Genomic DNA, 17591 nt, shown 5'->3' on the forward strand with positions numbered 1-17591 from the left:
ATGGATCTCCGCATACGTCGGCAACACGATGAGCGCAAGAGCGTCGTTTCAGTGCGGAATTTGGCTTCTTGTTCAACGAGCGAACAGCGCGGCGCGTTGCCAACCTCAGCCGAGGTCAATAATGGTAGTCCGTTGACTGAGCCTGATGAACGAGCCAGAGGCCGTGTCCGTCGCTGAGGTCGACCAAACCACGCCGCGAAAAACAACGTGTTTCTGGGATCACCAAGACAACTCAACGGACTACCAATAAGCCCGTCTTGAAGCGCCGCTGGGCGCCTCGGGGTCAGCCTCTGGTCATCTCTCCAGCGCCGCCGATATCAGCGGCTGTATCCCTCCAGCTGTGGTGAACCCGAGACCAGAAGGAGCGTCGCGGGAAAGCTCGACGCCTTGCGCGAAAAAACGTTTCTCGACATTGCGGTGCTTCAGCGTGAATTGGTGGAGCCAGCCCGTGTGGCCGATGACCGCGAACGCAGATCGGTAGCCGGGCAGCTTGTGGGGGGTCCCCACCTGACCACCCTACTGGGACACCTGGCCAGGACCCCGAGGCTGGGCAGGGCTGGAAATTCTCTTGTCTTCGAATGTTGAGCTGAACTGGAAACGCCCGCCTCTGATAAACACGGGGTATCTCAGACGCATTGCTTGGATTTTCAGCTGAAGTGTCGAGTTCTAAAAAGATTTCCTGGTCGGCAGATCTTCTTTCATGAGAGACTTTTCTGTGTCGCCCTGCCTCCCAGGGAGCCTGTTAATGTTTGACGTTGCTGGGGCGTTCATGTCTTTGTCAGGATCGGCACCCTAGTGTATCCGTCTACGGAGACGCTCATGGCCAGACTACGCACCACCGCTCCATCTTCCGGATACACCGTGTTGGTCGTTGACGACGACGACGATCTGCGGATCACCCTCTGCCGTTTGCTCGAAGTCGATGGGCATGAGGTGCTGTCAGCCGCCAGTGGTGAAGAAGCCCTTCGGTTGTGTCGGGGGCAAGACGTCCACCTGATCTTGCTTGACTACTTCATGCCGGGCATGACCGGTCAAGAGGTCGTCAAGCACGTGCGCACCTTCGACCCCCAAGTCCAAATTGTCTTGCAAACCGGCTACGCTTCGGAAAAGCCCCCCCGGCAAATGTTGCGTGAGCTGGACATCCAGGGCTACCACGACAAATCTGAAGGACCGGACAAGCTGTTGGTGTGGGTGGACGCCGCCCTGAAGACCTTTCAGCATGTCCGGGCCCTGCACGCGTCGCGCAGCGGCTTGGAGTACATCCTGAAAGCCGCCCCAGAGTTGCACCGCCTGCAACCCCTGGATGACCTGCTGCTGGGCATTTTGCTGCAGATTCAGGGACTACTGGGCTTTCCCAGCGCGGTGCTAGCCACCTTGACTCCGGAACGGGCCGCACTGGCCCCCAGCGGCGCGGTGCTCACCACTGAGTTGCAGGAGTTCACGCTTCGAATCGGAACGGGCCGCTTCAACCACACGGAGTGGGCCGTGTTGACACCTGCGGAACAAACACTGATCTGCACAGCGGTCAAGAGCGGCCAAGCCTATCTCGGCCCGCAAATCATCTTGCCGCTGAAAGCCGGTGAGCGCACGCTGGGGGTGGTGATGGTCGACAATCCCGGGCCGGGCAACGGCGACCTGCATCTCTTGGAAATTTTTGCGGCTCAGGCGGCGGTCGCCATTGAGAACACCCGCTTGTATAGTTTGGCGACGATCGATGATTTGACGGGGTTGGTCAACAAACGGGCGTGGTTGATGCGGCTGGAAGAAACGATTCAGCTGGCCGCCCGGCACGCGGTGCCGACCAGTGTGTTGCTGCTGGATCTCGATCATTTTAAAGCGGTTAACGACACCTATGGCCACTTGGCAGGCGATCATGTCCTGGCCACGTTGGGCGGCTGTGTCCAGCAGCACCTGCGCCGTTCGGATGTGGCCGGGCGGTATGGGGGCGAAGAACTGGCGGTGCTGTTGCCGCACACGCCAGCGGCGGGGGCGCTGATCATTGCTGAGCGCCTCCGGGGCGCCATTGAACGCTTGCCGCTGCGCTGGAAGGGTCACGCATTGTCACTCACGGTCAGTATTGGTGTCGCCAGCTTACCAAGTACCGCGGTGCACGCGCCAGAAGAACTGGCCGTAGACGTTTTCGCGCGGGCGGATCAGGCCCTGTATGAGGCCAAGCGTCAAGGCCGCAACCGTGCCGTACAGGATACGGAGGGTGCTCCAGCCCTATGAGACGCCGTACGGACGACTTAGCCACGGAGAACGAAGCGCTGCGCCGGACGGTGCAGCGCTATGAGGCGCTCTTGGGGGTCGTTGACGGCGTAGTCTGGGAAATCGATCCCCGTTCGCAGCGCACCCTTTTTGTGAACCACAAAATCAAAACGCTCCTTGGTTACACGCCGGAAGAGTGGATGAGTACCCCGCACCTCTGGGAAGCCTGCATTCACCCCGACGACCAAGAACGGGTGCTGAGTGAAACTGAAACGGCCAACCTGCGTGGCAAGCCGTACCACGTTGAATACCGCGCCATTACCACGGAGCGGATGGTCGTGTGGTTACGCGACTTCACCACACCAGTGGTGGAAAGCGGAGTGCTCAGGGCCCTCAGCGGCGTGACGATTGACGTCACGGCCCAAAAAAATGCCGATTTGCAGGTGAAACTCCGGCAAGCGCGGGCGTACTCACTGGTTCAGCACAGTACAGATGTCTTTTCGGTGCTCAATGCTGAAGGGCGCTTCACTTACGTCAGCCCCGCTGTCAAGAGGCAACATGGTGTCGCACCCGACGAGGTCCTCGGTTGGCATTTCGCTGCCCACATGCACCGGGACGACCTTGGCCAAGCACAGGCAGACTTTCAGCAAGTGTTGGCCGCGCCGGAGACCAAAACCGTCGGTATGTACCGACAACGCCGAATAGACGGCAGCTGGGGCTGGACAGAAATCACCATCACCAACATGCTGAGCGATCCACACGTCCGGGGGATCGTGACCAACGCCCGCGACATCACCGACCGCAAACATGCGGAAGAAGCCCTGGAGCGGAGCGAAGGCCGCTTCCGATCCTTGGTTCAAAACGCTTCGGACCTCATCACCGTCCTTGATGAGCGTGGTGTCATTCTGTACGAAAGCCCTTCGGTGAACGCCGTTCTAGGGTACGCTCCTGAAGATCTGATCGGACACAGCGTCCTTGAGTACCTTCCGGCAGAGACCCATGACGAAGTGCTCAGAATAGTGGCCGCACTGGTCACGGGGGGCGCCGGCACCACCGTCCGGCCGACGTTCCGCTTCCGGCATGCCAACGGTGAGTGGCGCGCGCTGGAAGGGCTGATGACCAACCTGCTTGGTGACCCACATGTGGGCGGGATTGTGATCAACTCCCATGACATCACTGACCGCCAGCAAGCCGAGAGTGCCCTTAAGGTCAGTCAGCGGCAGTTGCTGTCCAGTGAGAAGCTCGCCAGTCTAGGGCGCTTGACCGCCGGCTTGGCGCATGAGATCAATACGCCACTGGCCGCGACCATGAATTACCTGCATGTGGCGCGCAATCTGGTGCAGGAGTACCAAAATTCCATCAGTAACCCACGGGTCACGGCCGATGATCACCGAGAAATCGCTGCCGAAACCCTCACGGCCTTAGACGACGCGGGTAAGACCACGGCGCGAATTGGGGAGTTCATCCGGCAGATGCGCAGCCATACCCGTGACACTGTGCAGGGCGTTAGTGAATTCGATCCAGTGAAACTGGCTGGAGATACGCTGGCCATGTTGGCTCACGAAGCGCGCGCCGCACAAGTGGAACTGCACTTGGAATCGGCGCGGAGCCACCTCATGCTTAAAGGTGAACCGGGCCGCTTCACTCAGGTCCTGACCAATCTGGTCATCAATGCCATTCACGCCTGTGAGACGGTAACCAGACAACGCCGGGTCGATATGCGCTTCGGTCTTCAAGGGAGTGAACTTCGGCTCCAGGTGGAAGACAACGGTGCGGGCATTCCGGCAGAGGTGTTGCCTAAGATTTTTGATCCGATGTTCACAACCAAAGCCGTCGGCAAAGGCACTGGCTTAGGGTTGGCAATCATTCATGACATCGTTCAAGGACATTTTGGTGGACGCATCGACGTGCAAACTCAACTGCACAGAGGGACAATCTTCACTGTACACTTCAATGCCGCTGCTGCTCTGGCACGTGAACACCAACGTGAGTAAGTTCAGAAGGTACAGGATTACTGTGTAAGTTGTGTGGCCTTCACCAGTCTAAACGGATCTGCCGTGACTGACTCCAGCGGGAGTGCTCTAGGAAAGTCTTCAAGCGGCGTTGCGAGCGTTCGCCGATGAGGTGAGTGTCGACCAAGGCGTGGCGTAGTAGAGCGCCGAGTGGCGGCGCTCATGGTTGTACCAGCGGTGAAAGCCAGGCATAGCCGCGCGAACCTCGGCCATCGTCTGCCAGTTGTGACGGAAAGCGAATTGATCTTTGTAACCTCGAGTGCTAGGGGGTCAAAGGCCACCAAAGAACAAGGCCAGATTGTGGGCAGCAATCTTGCGGCACACCTGGGCGCGAATGGATCGAAAAGAATTGAGCTGTGGAAGCATGAGGTGAAATGAGCGATCGAGACGAGAAAAGACCGTTTCTCTCGTCTTTCTGAGGCTCCGCCGTCGCGCCCCAGCAGGGGCGCGACTGCTTCATAGTGCTCTTGGGCTGTGCATAGACCCCACAGCCTTGGTCGCCCCAATCACCGAGGGCCAACGTCCCCTCACCCTCGTCCAACAACGTGCGTGCAAGCGGCGGATCACTCTCATTCCCAGCAGCGAGGGCACAGCGGACGATCATGCCATGATCGTCAATCATGGCGTGCAGCTTGAACCCGTAAAACCGGCCTTTGACACTGTAGCCTCCGTGCCCACCGCGTCCACTGCCCGCCTCGGTGATCGCTCGGGGTCGCGCGTAGCGCGTCCCCTTGCACAGCACCAACGGTGTGCTGTCAATCACGCCCACGGTGTCGTCGTCGAAGTGGGACAGTCTTAGAGCGAGGTCGGCGTAAATCGTCTCCACATTCGACTGAATCCGGAGAGACCGGGTTCGATCTGGCAAGCACGGAAACAGTGCCCGGTACGTTCAACGTACCTGAGCCAACCACTTGTGTTCAGAGACCTCACCGAGCAATTCGCCCACCAGCGCAATGGTCATCAGCTCGCTGTACCTGCCCTTCTGATTGACCTCGTGGGGCAAGACAAACAAGCCGATGTGTGCAGCGGCTTGCAGATCATCATCAACATACACGGAGATGAGCGTGAACAGATCTTCGACGCTACCCTGAGCCAGCGGGAGTTCTTTGGTAGGCATACCTGAGCTTCCGCTTTCTTATGTCCCACTGCCTACCCCCTAGCACCCGAGGTTTGTAAGTTCTGTTGAGTCTTTCCAGGATTCCGGTGCCGCCTGGTTGGGATACTGTTGAGCGCACCCAGAGGCCGTACTTCAAACAGCTCTGTTGAAAGACCTCACCCGTGAAGTCGCTGCCGCCGTCACTGTGCACGAGGATGGTGTCCGGGTGGCCCTCGGCCCGCAGGACGGCCACGGCCTCGTCAAGCGTGAGCTTGGCGAGGTGCATGGACAGGCTCCGCACCACCCGGCTCGCTAAGACCACCCGTGAAATGACGTCCAGCACAAAGTAAATCCAGCAAACGCCATCCGGGAGGGACAGGCGTGTGGCATCGATGTGTCCCCGGCGTCCTTCGGGCCAGTCCTGAGGACTGGATACTTTGGGAGAAGGGTGTCTTGTTTTCCGAGGCTGTGGGGGATGCAGCCGCAGTTCACCGAGCGCCACTCGGATCTTGTGTAAGCCAATGGCTTGGCCTTGAGCTTTGAATTCCTGATACAGCAAGCGGTAGCCAGAGGTCGGATGCAATAACGCCATCTGCCGCACCTGTTAGTAAAGCTCCTCCCGGTGCTGCTGGCGCGCACACCCTCTTGACTGTTGGTCATCTCCGTACCTGCCGTTCGAATCTTAAGGAGGCGTCACCAAACTGGAGCGCGGACGGCCAGCCTTGCCGGGAGACTCGGGCCATGGAACAACGCTTTTTGGGAAAGACCGGCCTGAAGGTCAGCGCACTGTGCTTGGGCACCATGACCTTTGCCCGGGAGGCCGACGAAGCCACCAGCCACGCGATGCTTGACCGCTTCGTCGAGGCTGGCGGCACCTTCATCGACACCGCAGACGTATACAGCACGGGCGCGTCGGAAGCCACCATTGGCCGTTGGCTGAGTACCCAGCAGCGCGACGATCTGGTGATCGCCACCAAAGTGCGTTTCCCGATGGGGGAGGGAGCCAACGAGGTCGGCCTGTCGCGCAAGCACATCCTTGCCGGGGTGGAAGCCAGCCTCAAGCGCCTGCAGACCGACTACCTCGACTTGTATCAGGTGCACTGCTGGGACGCAAAGACCCCTCTGGAAGAAACGCTGTCCACCTTGGACACTTTAGTGAAACGCGGGGTGGTGCGCTATGTGGGCGTCAGCAACTTTACCGGCTGGCAGCTGCAAAAGGCCATCGACCTGAGCCGTCAGCATGGCTGGGAAGTCTTCAGCTCCCTGCAACCCCAGTACAACTTGCTGTGCCGCAGCACCGAATGGGATCTGCTGCCGGTGTGCGAGAACGAAGGGCTGGGCGTGATTCCGTGGAGTCCGCTGCGGGGCGGCTGGCTGAGCGGCAAGTTTCGCCGGGGCATGGATCAGCCGGTGTCCGGTTCCCGCATCGAGAAAGCCGAGCAAGAAGGCTGGGGCGAGTCGTGGAGCAACTACAACAACGAACACACTTGGGGTGTGCTGGACGCCCTGTTTGAGGTGGCCGAGGACAGCGGCAAAACGCCGTCGCAGGTGGCGCTGAACTGGCTGCTGGGCCAGCCCGGTGTGACGGCGCCGATTTTGGGCGTCCGAACCATGGCGCAATTGGAAGATAATCTGGGAGCCAGTGGCTGGACGCTGAGTGGGGAGCAACTGGCCCGTCTGAACACGGCCAGTGCCCAGCCGGCGCCGTATCCACATGATTTCATTGCCGACGCCCAGCAGCGCCGCTGAGACCGGGTTGAGGGTGGGATGACTGAGGTGGGGGAGCTAAGGCCGTGTCGATTGAACCGGATCGGGGTCAGCTGACCCGCCGTGACTGACCCGAAACCCTACCGCCTCCCAGTGGTGAGCATTCAGCACCTGGCTGGTAACATTGCGCCCGCTCTGGACGCAATTTCCTCTGAAAATAGGGACGGGTTCAAGCACACCCACCCGCCGCTGCTTGTCCGACGAGTGTTCCAAGGCAACACGATCAGAACTTTTGGTCCAGTCTCCGTATACCCCTGCCTAACCGGGCGATCCCTGACGGCGATCACGCTCGATCTGCCTGCCGCTCAAGCGGTGGCGGTCGGCGCGACAGAGGTGCTGGTGCTGGGAGGCTGGGTGCGCAGCAATGCAGTGATTGAGGAAGCCCTGGTCAAACGGCTGGCGATCGAGGCAAGCGCCGAGACCCTTTTGTTCGCGGGTCACAGCAAGTTTGGCTGACGGGCCATGACCTCAGTGTGCGGGCTCAGCCGGGTGAGCAAAGCGGTCAGCGACTGGAAGAGCCGTCAATTGGGCCGGTTAAAGGACGCTGGTTCGGAGGTGACGCTGATGTGAGGAGAGCCGGGGCGGCTGCCCTGCCCTTCAATGGCCGCGGGTGTAACGCTTCGGCGATCTCCTGCAGGGCTGAGATATCCCGGTTGCGGCGGGCCACCATCGCCCGCTTACGGAGGTTTTCCGGCTCAAGTCGGCCGATGCGCTCCGCGCGGACGGCCTAGGACAGCGGCGGCAGGATCAACTCCAGGCCAGTCATGACAACAGGCGCTCTTGCCGAGCTTCGTCATCTCTTTTCATACCACCGGCGGTTCATGGGCTTCTCTCTGGGGACGCGTCTTCAGGTGCAGTGAATTCAGAGTGCCGGCGCCCCATCTTTGTTGATCGCCGGTCAAGAGTCCATGGTGTTGGATAGAAAGGGGTTGGTCGACGCCGGCGATGATTACAGTGTTCAACAAGAAGGAGCCGTGCTCAGGCCAAAATCCTAAACGCTCAATGGGGGGTGATGAAACTGATTTTCCTGTTCGTAAACCGCTTGCCGAGATGGACGCGGTGCTGGCACACCGGGGAGAACGTCAGACGACACGGGGCCGCCCAGCGTGGCTCAACACCTGCAGATGTGGCTGGAAGTCTGGCGCGAGTCCCACACCTTGGCGCACTTGGGCGACGACTGGAGATTCACGACCAGGGCGTGCACCGTATGGTGGAACGTGTCAAGGCCGCCCTCGCCGCCTCTCAGCCGTTCCAGATGCCCCCAAAGCGCGTCTTCCAGGAGGCGCCTACGGTTGACAGCCTCGTGGCGGTTGATGCCTCGGAGGTTCCGTGCGAACGGCCCAAAAAAGCGGCGCGGCTGCGACAGCGGGAAGAAAAAGAGGCGTAGTTTGACGTTCCGGCGGCTGATCTGCATGCTGATGCCGTGCCTCCTAGACACGGTTATCCGTGCGAATGCCGTCCACGATCTGAAGTTGTTGCGTCACGCTGGGTTTCGGTGGCTCAACGCGACGGCGCTGAGCGGGGAGGCCGGGGCCCAGAAGGCATGGCGTCAGTACCCCTATCAGGCGACGTCGACGTCGCCGCGCTGTGCCGAACAGCGTCAGGAGAGTCGCGTGCTGAACCAGACCCGGCAGGGCACCGAGCCGATCATCCGTCGCCTGAAGATCTTGCGCGGGTTGAAGGACGTGGAGAGACGTCGGCGTCGCTTCGCGCTCCGGGTTCAGCGCACCGCGGCGCTGTGCACCCTCACCCAAGCCTGCCACTCATGACTTTTGCAAGAGGCCTATCGACTCGGCGCAGTGGTTCGCAGGCAATCATCAGAAGGGACAGGCAACCTGTTCAAGGGGGTTAGCCCAGCATCTCGCTTGAGTTCGGGGGTATAAGGGTGCTGGGCCATGGGGATGCCCCACGTGATCGGCAACTGAACTCTCTGGGTACAGAACGCGAACCTCCTCTGTCTGTTGGGCGGCTGGAGAATGACCATCGGGAAACGGGAAAAAGGTTTCGGCTCGGCTACGGCGAGTCCGCCTCCCCCTCTCCGGTGAAAGCAACGCAACCGCCAGCAGTGGTGGAAAGAAGGACCCACGACGTGGGCGCCGGCTTAGAAACGGTCACGCTTGTCTGGAGTCATCCCCAGCTTCATGGAGAGCTGCCTGCTGGCCTCCTGCACGCCGTCCAGATACCGCCTCTGTTTTTCTGTGTTGAGCCGCATCAGGGGGCCAGCCACGCTCAGTGAGGCGACCACCTGGCCCTGGAAATCGAAGATCGGGGCGGCGATCGAGAAGGTCTCCTCTTCGAGATCGGAGATGGCGACGTGGGCGCCGTCCTCCCGGATCTGCCGCAGTTCCTGTTCCAGGGCCGTTGGATCCGTGATGGTGCTGGCCGTAAACCGCTCCAGCGGTGTACGGAGCAGGGCAGCGAGCACCTCGCTTGGTGCATACGCCAGCAGCACCTTGGACGAGCCCCCAGCGTGCAGGGGTCCAATTCGGCCGACCCGGGCGAACATCCGCACAGGATGAGGGGAGGTGCGGACATCGATCACCAGGGAGTGCTGCCCCTCGCGGACCACGAGGTGGATGTTCTCCCCCGTCTGTTGCGCCAAGTCATCCAGTACCGGCCGCGCGGTTTGGGTCAGCGAGTGCTGCTCCTGAGCCTGCTGGCCCAGGATCAACGCGGCAGAGCCCAGGTGGGCGGCGTGGTCGTCGTCGAGCCTGACGTAGCCCAGATGAACCAGTGTCTGGAGAATACGGTAGACCTTACTTTTGGTCATGCCAGCCTGGGCGGCGAGCTGCGGAATTTTAAGTTCCGGAACCTGTCCGACCAGTTCCAGCACCCGGAGGCCGTCCTCCAAGGCGGAAATGGTGTACTCGGGCGGTGAATCGGGTGTTGGACTTGACTTTCCCATACGCTGACCTCACACTATACGCTAACTAAATTCCATTGAGTGAACCGATAATTCATCTGGTGAATCATAGGGAGAAAGGTATGCTGCTCGCTGAAGAACGTCAGCTGCTCGATGCCGTCACACTCGACCGACCCTGGGAACTGATCACGACGTTCTCCACGCTCAAGCGGGAACATCCGAACGACGTGCGGCGCGCCGCAGCGCACATTGAACGTCACCTGCGTGAATTGGGCATTCCCGTCGAGGTGCATGTCCCGGAATTGTTCCTGAGCCTGCCGGGTCAGGCCAGCGTGTCGGCCGGCGGCCTCACCTTCGCGGCCAAACCCATGGCCATGAGCGCGGTCTTCCCGCAGGGATTGACGGCCCCGCTGGTGTATCAGCCCAGCCAGTACGCGGCGAATGCCGACGACATGTTTTCCAGCGCCCTGCTGGACGGCGAGGTCGATGTCGCCGGCAAGATTGTGGTTACCGAGGGTTTTGGCATGCCTGGTAAGATTCGGGAGTTGGAACGGCGCGGCGCGCTCGGGGTGATCGCCATCAATCCCGGCGCCCGCGCGCACTGGGGCATCTGCACCAGCATTTGGGGCACACCTGACCTGCACGATCTGCCGCGTAAACCTCGGGTAGCCGTCGCCAATGTCAACCGGGCCGATGGCGACCAACTGATCGAGTTGGCCCGCTCGGGCGCACCGGCAGTGATGGTCACCGAACTTGAGGAGGGCTGGTTCCCGTCGCCGGTGCCGGTGGTGACCATTCCCGGAAGCGAGGATCCCGAGGCCTTCGTGCTGCTGCATGGCCACTACGACTCCTGGGATTACGGTGTCGGAGACAACGCGGTGGGCGACGCCACCCTGCTGGAGGTGGCCCGGAACCTGTGGAACAACCGCGCCGGGCTGCGCCGATCTGTACGCATCGCCTGGTGGCCTGGGCACTCGACCGGCCGCTACGCCGGCAGCACCTGGTATGCCGATCACTTCGCCCTGGAGCTGTACCGAAACTGCGTCGCCCAGATCAACTGCGACTCGCCGGGCTGCCGCTGGGCCACCGAGTACAAGGACGTCAGCGTGATGGCCGAGGCCACCGCCTGGGCGGCCAATATCATCCGCGACGTGACCGGCCAGGAGATGCAGGCCGAGCGGCCCGTGCGGGCGGGTGACTATTCGTTTAACAACATCGGCCTCAGCGGGTTCTTCATGCTGCTCTCCACCATGCCGGATGACCTGCGTGCTGAAAAGGGCTACTACGCGGTCGGTGGCTGTGGCGGCAACATCGCCTGGCACACCGAGGACGACACCCTGGACGTCGCTGACCGGGGCATCCTCCTCAAAGACATCAAAATCTACTTGCTGTCGGCTTACCGCACGGCGAACCAGACCATCATTCCTTTCGATTACGTCCAGATTCTCGACGAGTTCGATCAGACGCTCGCGGAGTACGGTGAGGGGACCGGGACGGCCTTCAACCTCAGCCGGGCGCAGGACGCCGTCGAGGCGCTGAGGTCCGATCTGCGTGAATTGATGCGGGCGGCAGGAAGCCTCACGGGCGAGTCTCTCACCTCCCCGCAGGTACGCCGCGTGAATGCTGCGCTGATCACCCTGGCCCGTCACCTCGTTCAGGTCAACTACACGCAGTCACCGGCCTTCTTCCACGACCCGGCTGAGCATGTGCCCCCACTGCCCGATCTTGCCGTCCTCCAGACCCTGCCGGGCGCAGACGTCTCTCAGCGCGGCTTCATCCTGACCCACGCCACCCGGGGACTCAACCGGCTGCTCGCGCACCTCGGTGACGCCCGGGTCGCCGTCCGGGACGCCCTGAACCACCTTGAGCTTTCGGTCAAAGGAGGAACATCATGAAACGTACGCTGATGACGCTCGGCCTCGCCCTCGCCGCTGGGCTGGCCGGCGCGCAGAGCAACATCTTGCAACTGCCGCTGATCAACGACCCGATCCTGAACCCGTTGATCGCGCCGGATCTGGGCAGCATCCTGGTCAACAAGGTGCTCTTCCCTGGACTGGTTCGGCCCGACGAGAACCTCCAACCGGTGCCGGATCTGGCCAAGAGTTGGACGGTCACGAACGGCGGCTTGGTCTATACCTTCGCCCTGCGGGACGACGTTCGCTGGCACGACGGCAAGCCGTTCACGGCCGATGACGTCGTCTACACCTTCAAGACGGCCGCCGATCCCAAGAGCGGTTCACGGCTGGCGTCCGACTTCAGCAGCATCAAATCTGTGGAAGCCCGGGGCAAGTACACTGTCAGGTTTACCCTCTCCCGCCCCTTCGCGCCGTTTCTGATCCTGCTGGGACACAATGCCGGGATTTTGCCGAAACACCTGCTGGAGGGCAAAGATCTCAGTTCCAATACGGCCTTCAACCGTCAGTTGCCTATCGGTACCGGGCCGTTCAAGGTCTCGCGCGTCGTTCCGGGCGCCAGCGTGACGCTCGAGGCGAACAAGGACTACTACGGGGCCGCCCCGAAGCTCGCCGGCATCACCTTCAAGGTCGTCCCGGATCTGAACACGCAGGTGGCCCAGCTCCGCTCGGGTCAGCTGGACTGGGTCACCTTGGAGCCGAGCAACCTGGCCAGCGTCCAGAACGTTCCGAATATTGCCATCAAGCAGGCCAACGCCGTCCAGCACTACTTGGTGTTCTTCAACCTGAAAAATCCCCTGTTCACGGCTCCCAAGGTGCGTGAGGCCATGCAGTACGCGGTTAACCGCAAGGCCATCATCGACGGCATCTTGAAGGGGTACGCGGATTACCCCACGGGAACCATTCCCACCGCGCTGCGCACCTACTACGACAAATCCATCAAGCCCATCACCTACAATCCGGCGCAGGCCCTCAAGCTGCTCGCTCAGGCCGGCTGGAAGCCCAATGCGCGGGGCACCCTGGTGAACGCCAAAGGTGAACCCTTCAAATTCACCCTGATCGTGGACAAGGGCAACGCGACCCGGGAACAATCCGCGCTGGCCGTGCAGCAAGATCTCAAGAAGATCGGCATGGACGTGACCCTGCAAACCCTGGAATTCGGCACCCTGGTGCGCGATTACCTGATTCCCGGCAAATACGACGCCAACCTGATCTGGTGGACGACGCCGCCCGATCCTGATCAATATTCGTTCTACGCCACTGGACAGGACAACAATGAAGCGTCTTGGAGCAATGCGCGGGCCGACTCGCTGCTCAAGCGCGGGCGTGAAACAGTGGATCCGGTGGCCCGCAAGAACATCTACAACGCCTACCAGCGCCTCACCATGCAGGATCCGCCGGTTCTCGTCTTGTACTATCCCAAGGAACTTCAGGCGATCAGCAAGGACTTGACCGGCGTTCCAGATCTGGGTATCCGCGACGCCCTGCGGTACACCGAGCGCTTCCAGCTGCGCTGATGCTCAGCCCCGGGTACGTTGCCCGCCGCGTCCTCCACGCGCTGGTCGTTCTCGCGGTGGTGGCAGTCGTGACGTTTTTCATCGTCCGGCTCGCTCCTGGTGGGCCAGCGGCGCTGGCTGACCCGGCCCTGCGGGACGCCGAACGGGCGGTCATCGAAGCGCGGCTAGGCCTCAATGACCCCCTACCGGTTCAGTTCCTCAAATTCGTGGGCAACGCCGTCCGCGGCGACCTCGGCCAGAGCTTCTTGTTCGGGACCCCCACCACCCAAGTCATCGCCTCGCGCCTCGGCAATACGCTGATCCTGGCAGGTGCTGCCCTGACGCTCACGCTGCTCGTCGCCGTTCCCCTCGGCACGCTGAGCGGTCTTCGGCCCCATTCCTGGCTCGACCGACTCGTCAGTTTCATCAGTGTGGTCGTGCTGGCCGTTCCCGTGTTCTGGTTGGGACTGATCCTGATCATCGCCCTCGCTGTCCTGCGCCCAGTGCTGCCCGCGGGGGGCATGTACACCACGGGCATGGAGGGCAACCTAGTTGATCTGCTGCGGCATCTCCTGCTGCCAGCGGTCGTGCTGGCGAGCGCGTCCATCGCAGAACTGCTGCGCTACACCCGGTCCAGCGTCCGCAGCGCCGCCAAGTTGGATCACGTCCGGACGGCCCGGGCCAAGGGGCTTCCCCAGCGCACTGTTCATGTGCGCCACGTCCTCAAAAACGCCCTGATTCCTGTTGTCACTGTCATCGGCCTTCAACTCCCGCGTCTGGTCGGGGGAGCGGCCGTCACGGAAACGATCTTCGCCTGGCCCGGCATGGGCCGCCTAAGCGTCGAGGCCGCGCTGGGGCGGGATTACCCGCTGATCCTGGGCGTGACCCTGGTGGTCGCCGCCGCAGTCGTGCTCTTCAATCTGCTCATTGACCTCGTCTATCCCCTGATTGATCCCCGGATCCGCACCGATGGCTGAGCTGGCGACCACGCGCGCTTACCTGGCCCAGGCTCCTGCGCAGCGCTCCTGGCGGCGGCTGCGGCGCGATCCAGTGGCCCTTGGTTCGGCCGCCACCCTGGTCCTCGTGGTGGTCTTCGCTTTTCTAGGACCGGTGGTGCGGCCCGTTGACCCAGACGTTCTTGATCTCGCCCGCCAGTTGGCACCCAGCACCTTGGCCCAGCCCCTCGGCACCGATGAGAGCGGCCGGGACGTCTTGGTGCGGTTGATGCTGGGGGGGAGAATCAGTTTGATGGTCGGCCTGTTCGCCGTGCTCGTCTCCGTCAGTGTCGGGACGCTGGTGGGCGCGCTGGCAGGCTTTTATGGGGGCTGGCTGGCTGGCCTGCTGATGCGGGTCACAGACGGCATTTTGGCCCTCCCCGCCTTCTTCCTGAGCGTCTTGACCCTCACGTTCTTTGGCCCTGGACTCGTCCCCTTGGTGCTGGTGATCGGCCTCACGTCTTGGATGGGTCTGGCCCGGCTCGTGCGCGGGGAAGTGCTGAAGTTTCGTGAGGAACAATACGTCGAGGCGGCCCGCGCCCTGGGCAGTCATGACAGCCGGGTACTCTTCCGGCACGTGCTTCCCCAGATCCTGCCCACCCTGATCGTCAATGCCAGTGTGGGGATCAGCACCGCGATTCTGGCGGAGTCGGCCCTGTCGTTCCTGGGCCTGGGCATCCAGCCGCCCAGTGCCAGTTGGGGCAACATGCTCAGCGGCGCCCAAAACTACTTCTACACGGCGCCCCGCCTGGCCCTGTACCCCGGCGTCCTGATCCTCATCACAGTGCTTGCCACGAACCTGTTGGGCGACGCCGTCCGGGACGCCACCGACCCGACCGACTGAACAATTTTCAAGGAGGCCCTATGCAACCGAAACGCTACAGCGGTTATCAGTCGTTTTCCTACCTCAAGCCTGGGGAAGATTACAAAGAGTTCCGGCTCAGCCCTGAGCTTCAGCGGGTGGACAGCCGTCCGGTGGCGGTGACTGAGGAACAGGAGCGGCGAGTCAAACGGATCTTCCAGGAGCAGCTGATCATCTCGCTTCACGATCACTGTTTCATCGCGCCTGAGAACTTGGACGAATTCATGGAATTCCGGCGCTGGGGGCGTGATTTCACCGGATACGAGGGCCTGAGTGTCTCCGGGCTGGACGCGGTCTTCGACAACCTGATGAACGGCACGGCGATGATTACCTCGCGCGGCGGATGGAAGTGGACGGACATCATCCACGACCTCGGGATCCGGCTGTCCGACATCGACCATCAAGACATGGTGGTGCTGTGCCGCACCACCGAAGACATTGTCAATGCCAAGGCCAACGGGCAGATTGCCTTCATCGTCTCGCTCGAAGGTGCGGCAATGATCGAGAACGAACTCGACCGCATCGATGTCCTCTACGGCTTGGGCGTGCGGTGCCTGGGCATCGCCTACAGCGAGGGCAACCAACTGGGAGGCGGGCTTAAGGAACCGCGTGATGGTGGGCTCACCACCTTCGGACGGCAGGCTGTCAGGAGGATGAACCGCTTGGGCATGGCAATCGACGTGAGCCACTCCGGCGACCAGACCTCTCTCGATACCATCGAGGCCAGTGATCATCCCATCTTCATTACCCATGCCGGTGCCCGTCAACTGTGGAACTCCAACCGCCTGAAACCCGACGACGTGATCCGCGCCTGTGCCGAGAAAGGCGGCGTCATCGGGATCGAGGCGGCCCCACACACGACCATCTCCGTGCAAAACCCACGCCACACCATTGAGTCATTTATGGAGCACTACGAGTACTGCGTGAATCTGGTTGGTATTGATCATGTGGCCTTCGGGCCGGACGTGTTGTTTGGAGACCATGTGGGCCTGCATACTGCCCTGAGTGACGCCTTGTCCATAGGTGCGTCGCGCGGTCACCTGGAGTACGAGAAGGTGCCGTTTGTGGACGGACTTGAGAGCCCCGCCGAGGCGTTCCCGAATATCGTGCGCTGGTTGGTCACCCACGGATACAGCGACGACGATATCGCCAAAGCCGTGGGAGGCAACGTTATGCGGGTATTGAAAGAGGTCTGGTGCCGGTAAGGCCGACCCCCCATCGCGACGCCTGCCCGACCTAGGGAGTTCAGGTCTGTGTCCGCCAGACCTTGGCTTTCCCCTGTCGGTGCCGGTTTCGGCCTGTGACGAGCGGCGCGACAGCAAGCCAAGTGACCATTTTTGCGTGCTCGACGCTTTTTGGGCTTGGACAGGAAGAATCTGGTGGGCCGATTGCTTCTGAAGAGAAGCGGCGATTCACTGGGTCTGGGCGGGAAGCACGCGACTTTAGTCATGGGAGGGAGAGCCCAGCCGCCCGAAGGGCGGGGCGCTGAAGCCGAAATTGAAGCCAAAGCGTCTTGTTCTTTCAAAGACATAATAATATTTTCCTTTTGGTGAAGATGACGCTCACGGCCAAACTCAAGCTGAACCATACGGGGGCGCAGAAAGCCGCCCTTGATGGAGCGACGCTGGCGTTTCGTGACGCGCTGAACTACACCTCCGTGCGGGCGTTTGAGATGAACAAGTGTTCTGGGGCAGCCAAGATTCAGAGCGAGGTGTATACCCACCTCCGTGAGGTCATCGGGCTGCCGTCCCAGATGGCGTGCAGCGCCCCGCGACTTGTCGCGGCCTCCTACAAGGGGCTGTGGACGAAGTGCAAAGATCACCATGCCCGTCAGAAGGTCATTCAGGGTGTGAAGCCCGGTTACGCCCCACGTCCTTTTCGGGGATTCGAACGTCCTGCCAAATTCGTCTCCCGCACTCTGGAATACCAGTACGGCAAGGATTACAGTTGGAAGAAAGACGGCAGAGTCAGCGTCTTGACCCTTAAAGGCCGTCAGGTCATGACCTATGAGGGCTACGCCAAACACCTTGATCTCATTCGTTCGGGGAGCGAAGTCGGCGCGGCCAAGCTGTACTACCAGAAATCGAAGAAACAGTATTTCTTGCTGGTGAGCGTCGAAGTCGACCTGCCTGATCCCCAACCGGGAGATCACACCAACGTCGTCGGTGTGGATGTCGGGCAGCGCTTTCATGCCGTCGTGACCGATACCCGCAACCGCACCCAGTTTTTCTCCGGGAAGCAGAACAACCAGATCAAAGACAGCTTCGCCCGTGTCAAGTCCTCGTTGCAGCGTCAAGGCACCCGTTCCGCGACCCGCCGTTTGGTGGCGTTGTCGGGCCGGGAAAGACGGTTCATCGCTGACCGCAATCATTCCCTCGC

General features: G+C 61.3%; 15 protein-coding genes and 1 pseudogene. 11 read left to right on the plus strand and 5 right to left on the minus strand.

Going from position 1 to position 17591, the window contains the following annotated elements; translation table 11 throughout:
* Positions 1–819: 819 nt before the first annotated feature.
* Together E7T06_RS14055 and E7T06_RS14060 are read left to right on the plus strand one after the other, a co-directional pair.
* A complete protein-coding gene (locus tag E7T06_RS14055; RefSeq protein WP_136366415.1) occupies positions 820–2229 on the plus strand; it encodes a diguanylate cyclase in 1410 nt (469 codons plus the stop codon).
* Positions 2226–4202, plus strand: coding sequence for a PAS domain-containing sensor histidine kinase (locus E7T06_RS14060; protein ID WP_136366416.1), 1977 nt, complete (start codon positions 2226–2228; stop codon positions 4200–4202). Before E7T06_RS14055 ends, E7T06_RS14060 begins: the two co-directional genes overlap by 4 nt.
* 99 nt (positions 4203–4301) lie before the next feature.
* Here E7T06_RS14060 and E7T06_RS14065 read toward each other — a convergent pair.
* From E7T06_RS14065 to E7T06_RS21860, 4 genes and pseudogenes are all read right to left on the minus strand, one after another.
* Positions 4302–4463: pseudogene (locus tag E7T06_RS14065) on the minus strand (integrase core domain-containing protein); the annotation flags it as partial.
* A 19-nt stretch (positions 4464–4482) separates the two neighbouring features.
* Positions 4483–5046, minus strand: coding sequence for a transposase (locus E7T06_RS21850; protein WP_346763210.1), 564 nt, complete (start codon positions 5044–5046; stop codon positions 4483–4485).
* A gap of 63 nt (positions 5047–5109) precedes the next feature.
* On the minus strand, positions 5110–5337 hold the full coding sequence (locus tag E7T06_RS21855) for a hypothetical protein (RefSeq protein ID WP_240741065.1): 228 nt from the start codon (positions 5335–5337) through the stop codon (positions 5110–5112).
* Positions 5303–5908 (minus strand): DDE-type integrase/transposase/recombinase, encoded by a 606-nt coding sequence (locus E7T06_RS21860; protein ID WP_240741066.1) that lies wholly within the window; start codon positions 5906–5908, stop codon positions 5303–5305. The genes E7T06_RS21855 and E7T06_RS21860 overlap by 35 nt, the downstream gene beginning before the upstream one ends.
* A 149-nt stretch (positions 5909–6057) precedes the next feature.
* Between E7T06_RS21860 and E7T06_RS14080 the strand changes: the two genes are divergently transcribed.
* The 3 genes from E7T06_RS14080 (at position 6058) to E7T06_RS14090 (ending at position 8852) form a co-directional block, all read left to right on the plus strand.
* On the plus strand, positions 6058–7065 hold the full coding sequence (locus E7T06_RS14080) for an aldo/keto reductase (RefSeq protein ID WP_136366417.1): 1008 nt from the start codon (positions 6058–6060) through the stop codon (positions 7063–7065).
* A gap of 81 nt (positions 7066–7146) precedes the next feature.
* Positions 7147–7539, plus strand: a complete 393-nt coding sequence (locus tag E7T06_RS21505) for a hypothetical protein (protein ID WP_205750933.1) — start codon at positions 7147–7149, stop codon at positions 7537–7539.
* Positions 7540–8471: 932 nt separating this feature from the next.
* Entirely contained in the window at positions 8472–8852 is a 381-nt protein-coding gene (locus E7T06_RS14090) for a hypothetical protein (protein ID WP_240741067.1), read from the plus strand.
* Between the two features lie 332 nt (positions 8853–9184).
* Here the strand turns inward: E7T06_RS14090 and E7T06_RS14095 are convergent, their stop codons facing one another.
* The gene (locus tag E7T06_RS14095; RefSeq protein ID WP_240741068.1) at positions 9185–9934 is read right to left on the minus strand and encodes an IclR family transcriptional regulator; all 750 of its coding nucleotides are present in this window, start codon (positions 9932–9934) and stop codon (positions 9185–9187) included.
* A gap of 134 nt (positions 9935–10068) precedes the next feature.
* On the opposite strand from E7T06_RS14095, the gene E7T06_RS14100 reads away from it, so the two are divergent.
* The 6 genes from E7T06_RS14100 to E7T06_RS14125 form a co-directional block, all read left to right on the plus strand.
* Complete coding sequence (locus tag E7T06_RS14100) at positions 10069–11841, plus strand: M28 family peptidase (RefSeq protein ID WP_136366419.1); 1773 nt, start codon at positions 10069–10071, stop codon at positions 11839–11841.
* A complete protein-coding gene (locus tag E7T06_RS14105) occupies positions 11838–13376 on the plus strand; it encodes an ABC transporter substrate-binding protein (RefSeq protein WP_136366420.1) in 1539 nt (512 codons plus the stop codon). Before E7T06_RS14100 ends, E7T06_RS14105 begins: the two co-directional genes overlap by 4 nt.
* The gene (locus E7T06_RS14110) at positions 13376–14332 is read left to right on the plus strand and encodes an ABC transporter permease (protein ID WP_136366421.1); all 957 of its coding nucleotides are present in this window, start codon (positions 13376–13378) and stop codon (positions 14330–14332) included. The genes E7T06_RS14105 and E7T06_RS14110 overlap by 1 nt, the downstream gene beginning before the upstream one ends.
* Positions 14325–15194 (plus strand): ABC transporter permease, encoded by an 870-nt coding sequence (locus tag E7T06_RS14115; RefSeq protein ID WP_168733550.1) that lies wholly within the window; start codon positions 14325–14327, stop codon positions 15192–15194. The genes E7T06_RS14110 and E7T06_RS14115 overlap by 8 nt, the downstream gene beginning before the upstream one ends.
* A gap of 20 nt (positions 15195–15214) precedes the next feature.
* The gene (locus E7T06_RS14120) at positions 15215–16417 is read left to right on the plus strand and encodes a membrane dipeptidase (protein ID WP_136366422.1); all 1203 of its coding nucleotides are present in this window, start codon (positions 15215–15217) and stop codon (positions 16415–16417) included.
* A gap of 344 nt (positions 16418–16761) precedes the next feature.
* Positions 16762–17591: transposase (locus E7T06_RS14125; RefSeq protein ID WP_276605574.1), on the plus strand; the 830-nt coding region annotated here is incomplete at its 3' end.

It is taken from the genome of Deinococcus sp. Arct2-2 (assembly GCF_004801315.1).
GTDB lineage: Bacteria > Deinococcota > Deinococci > Deinococcales > Deinococcaceae > Deinococcus.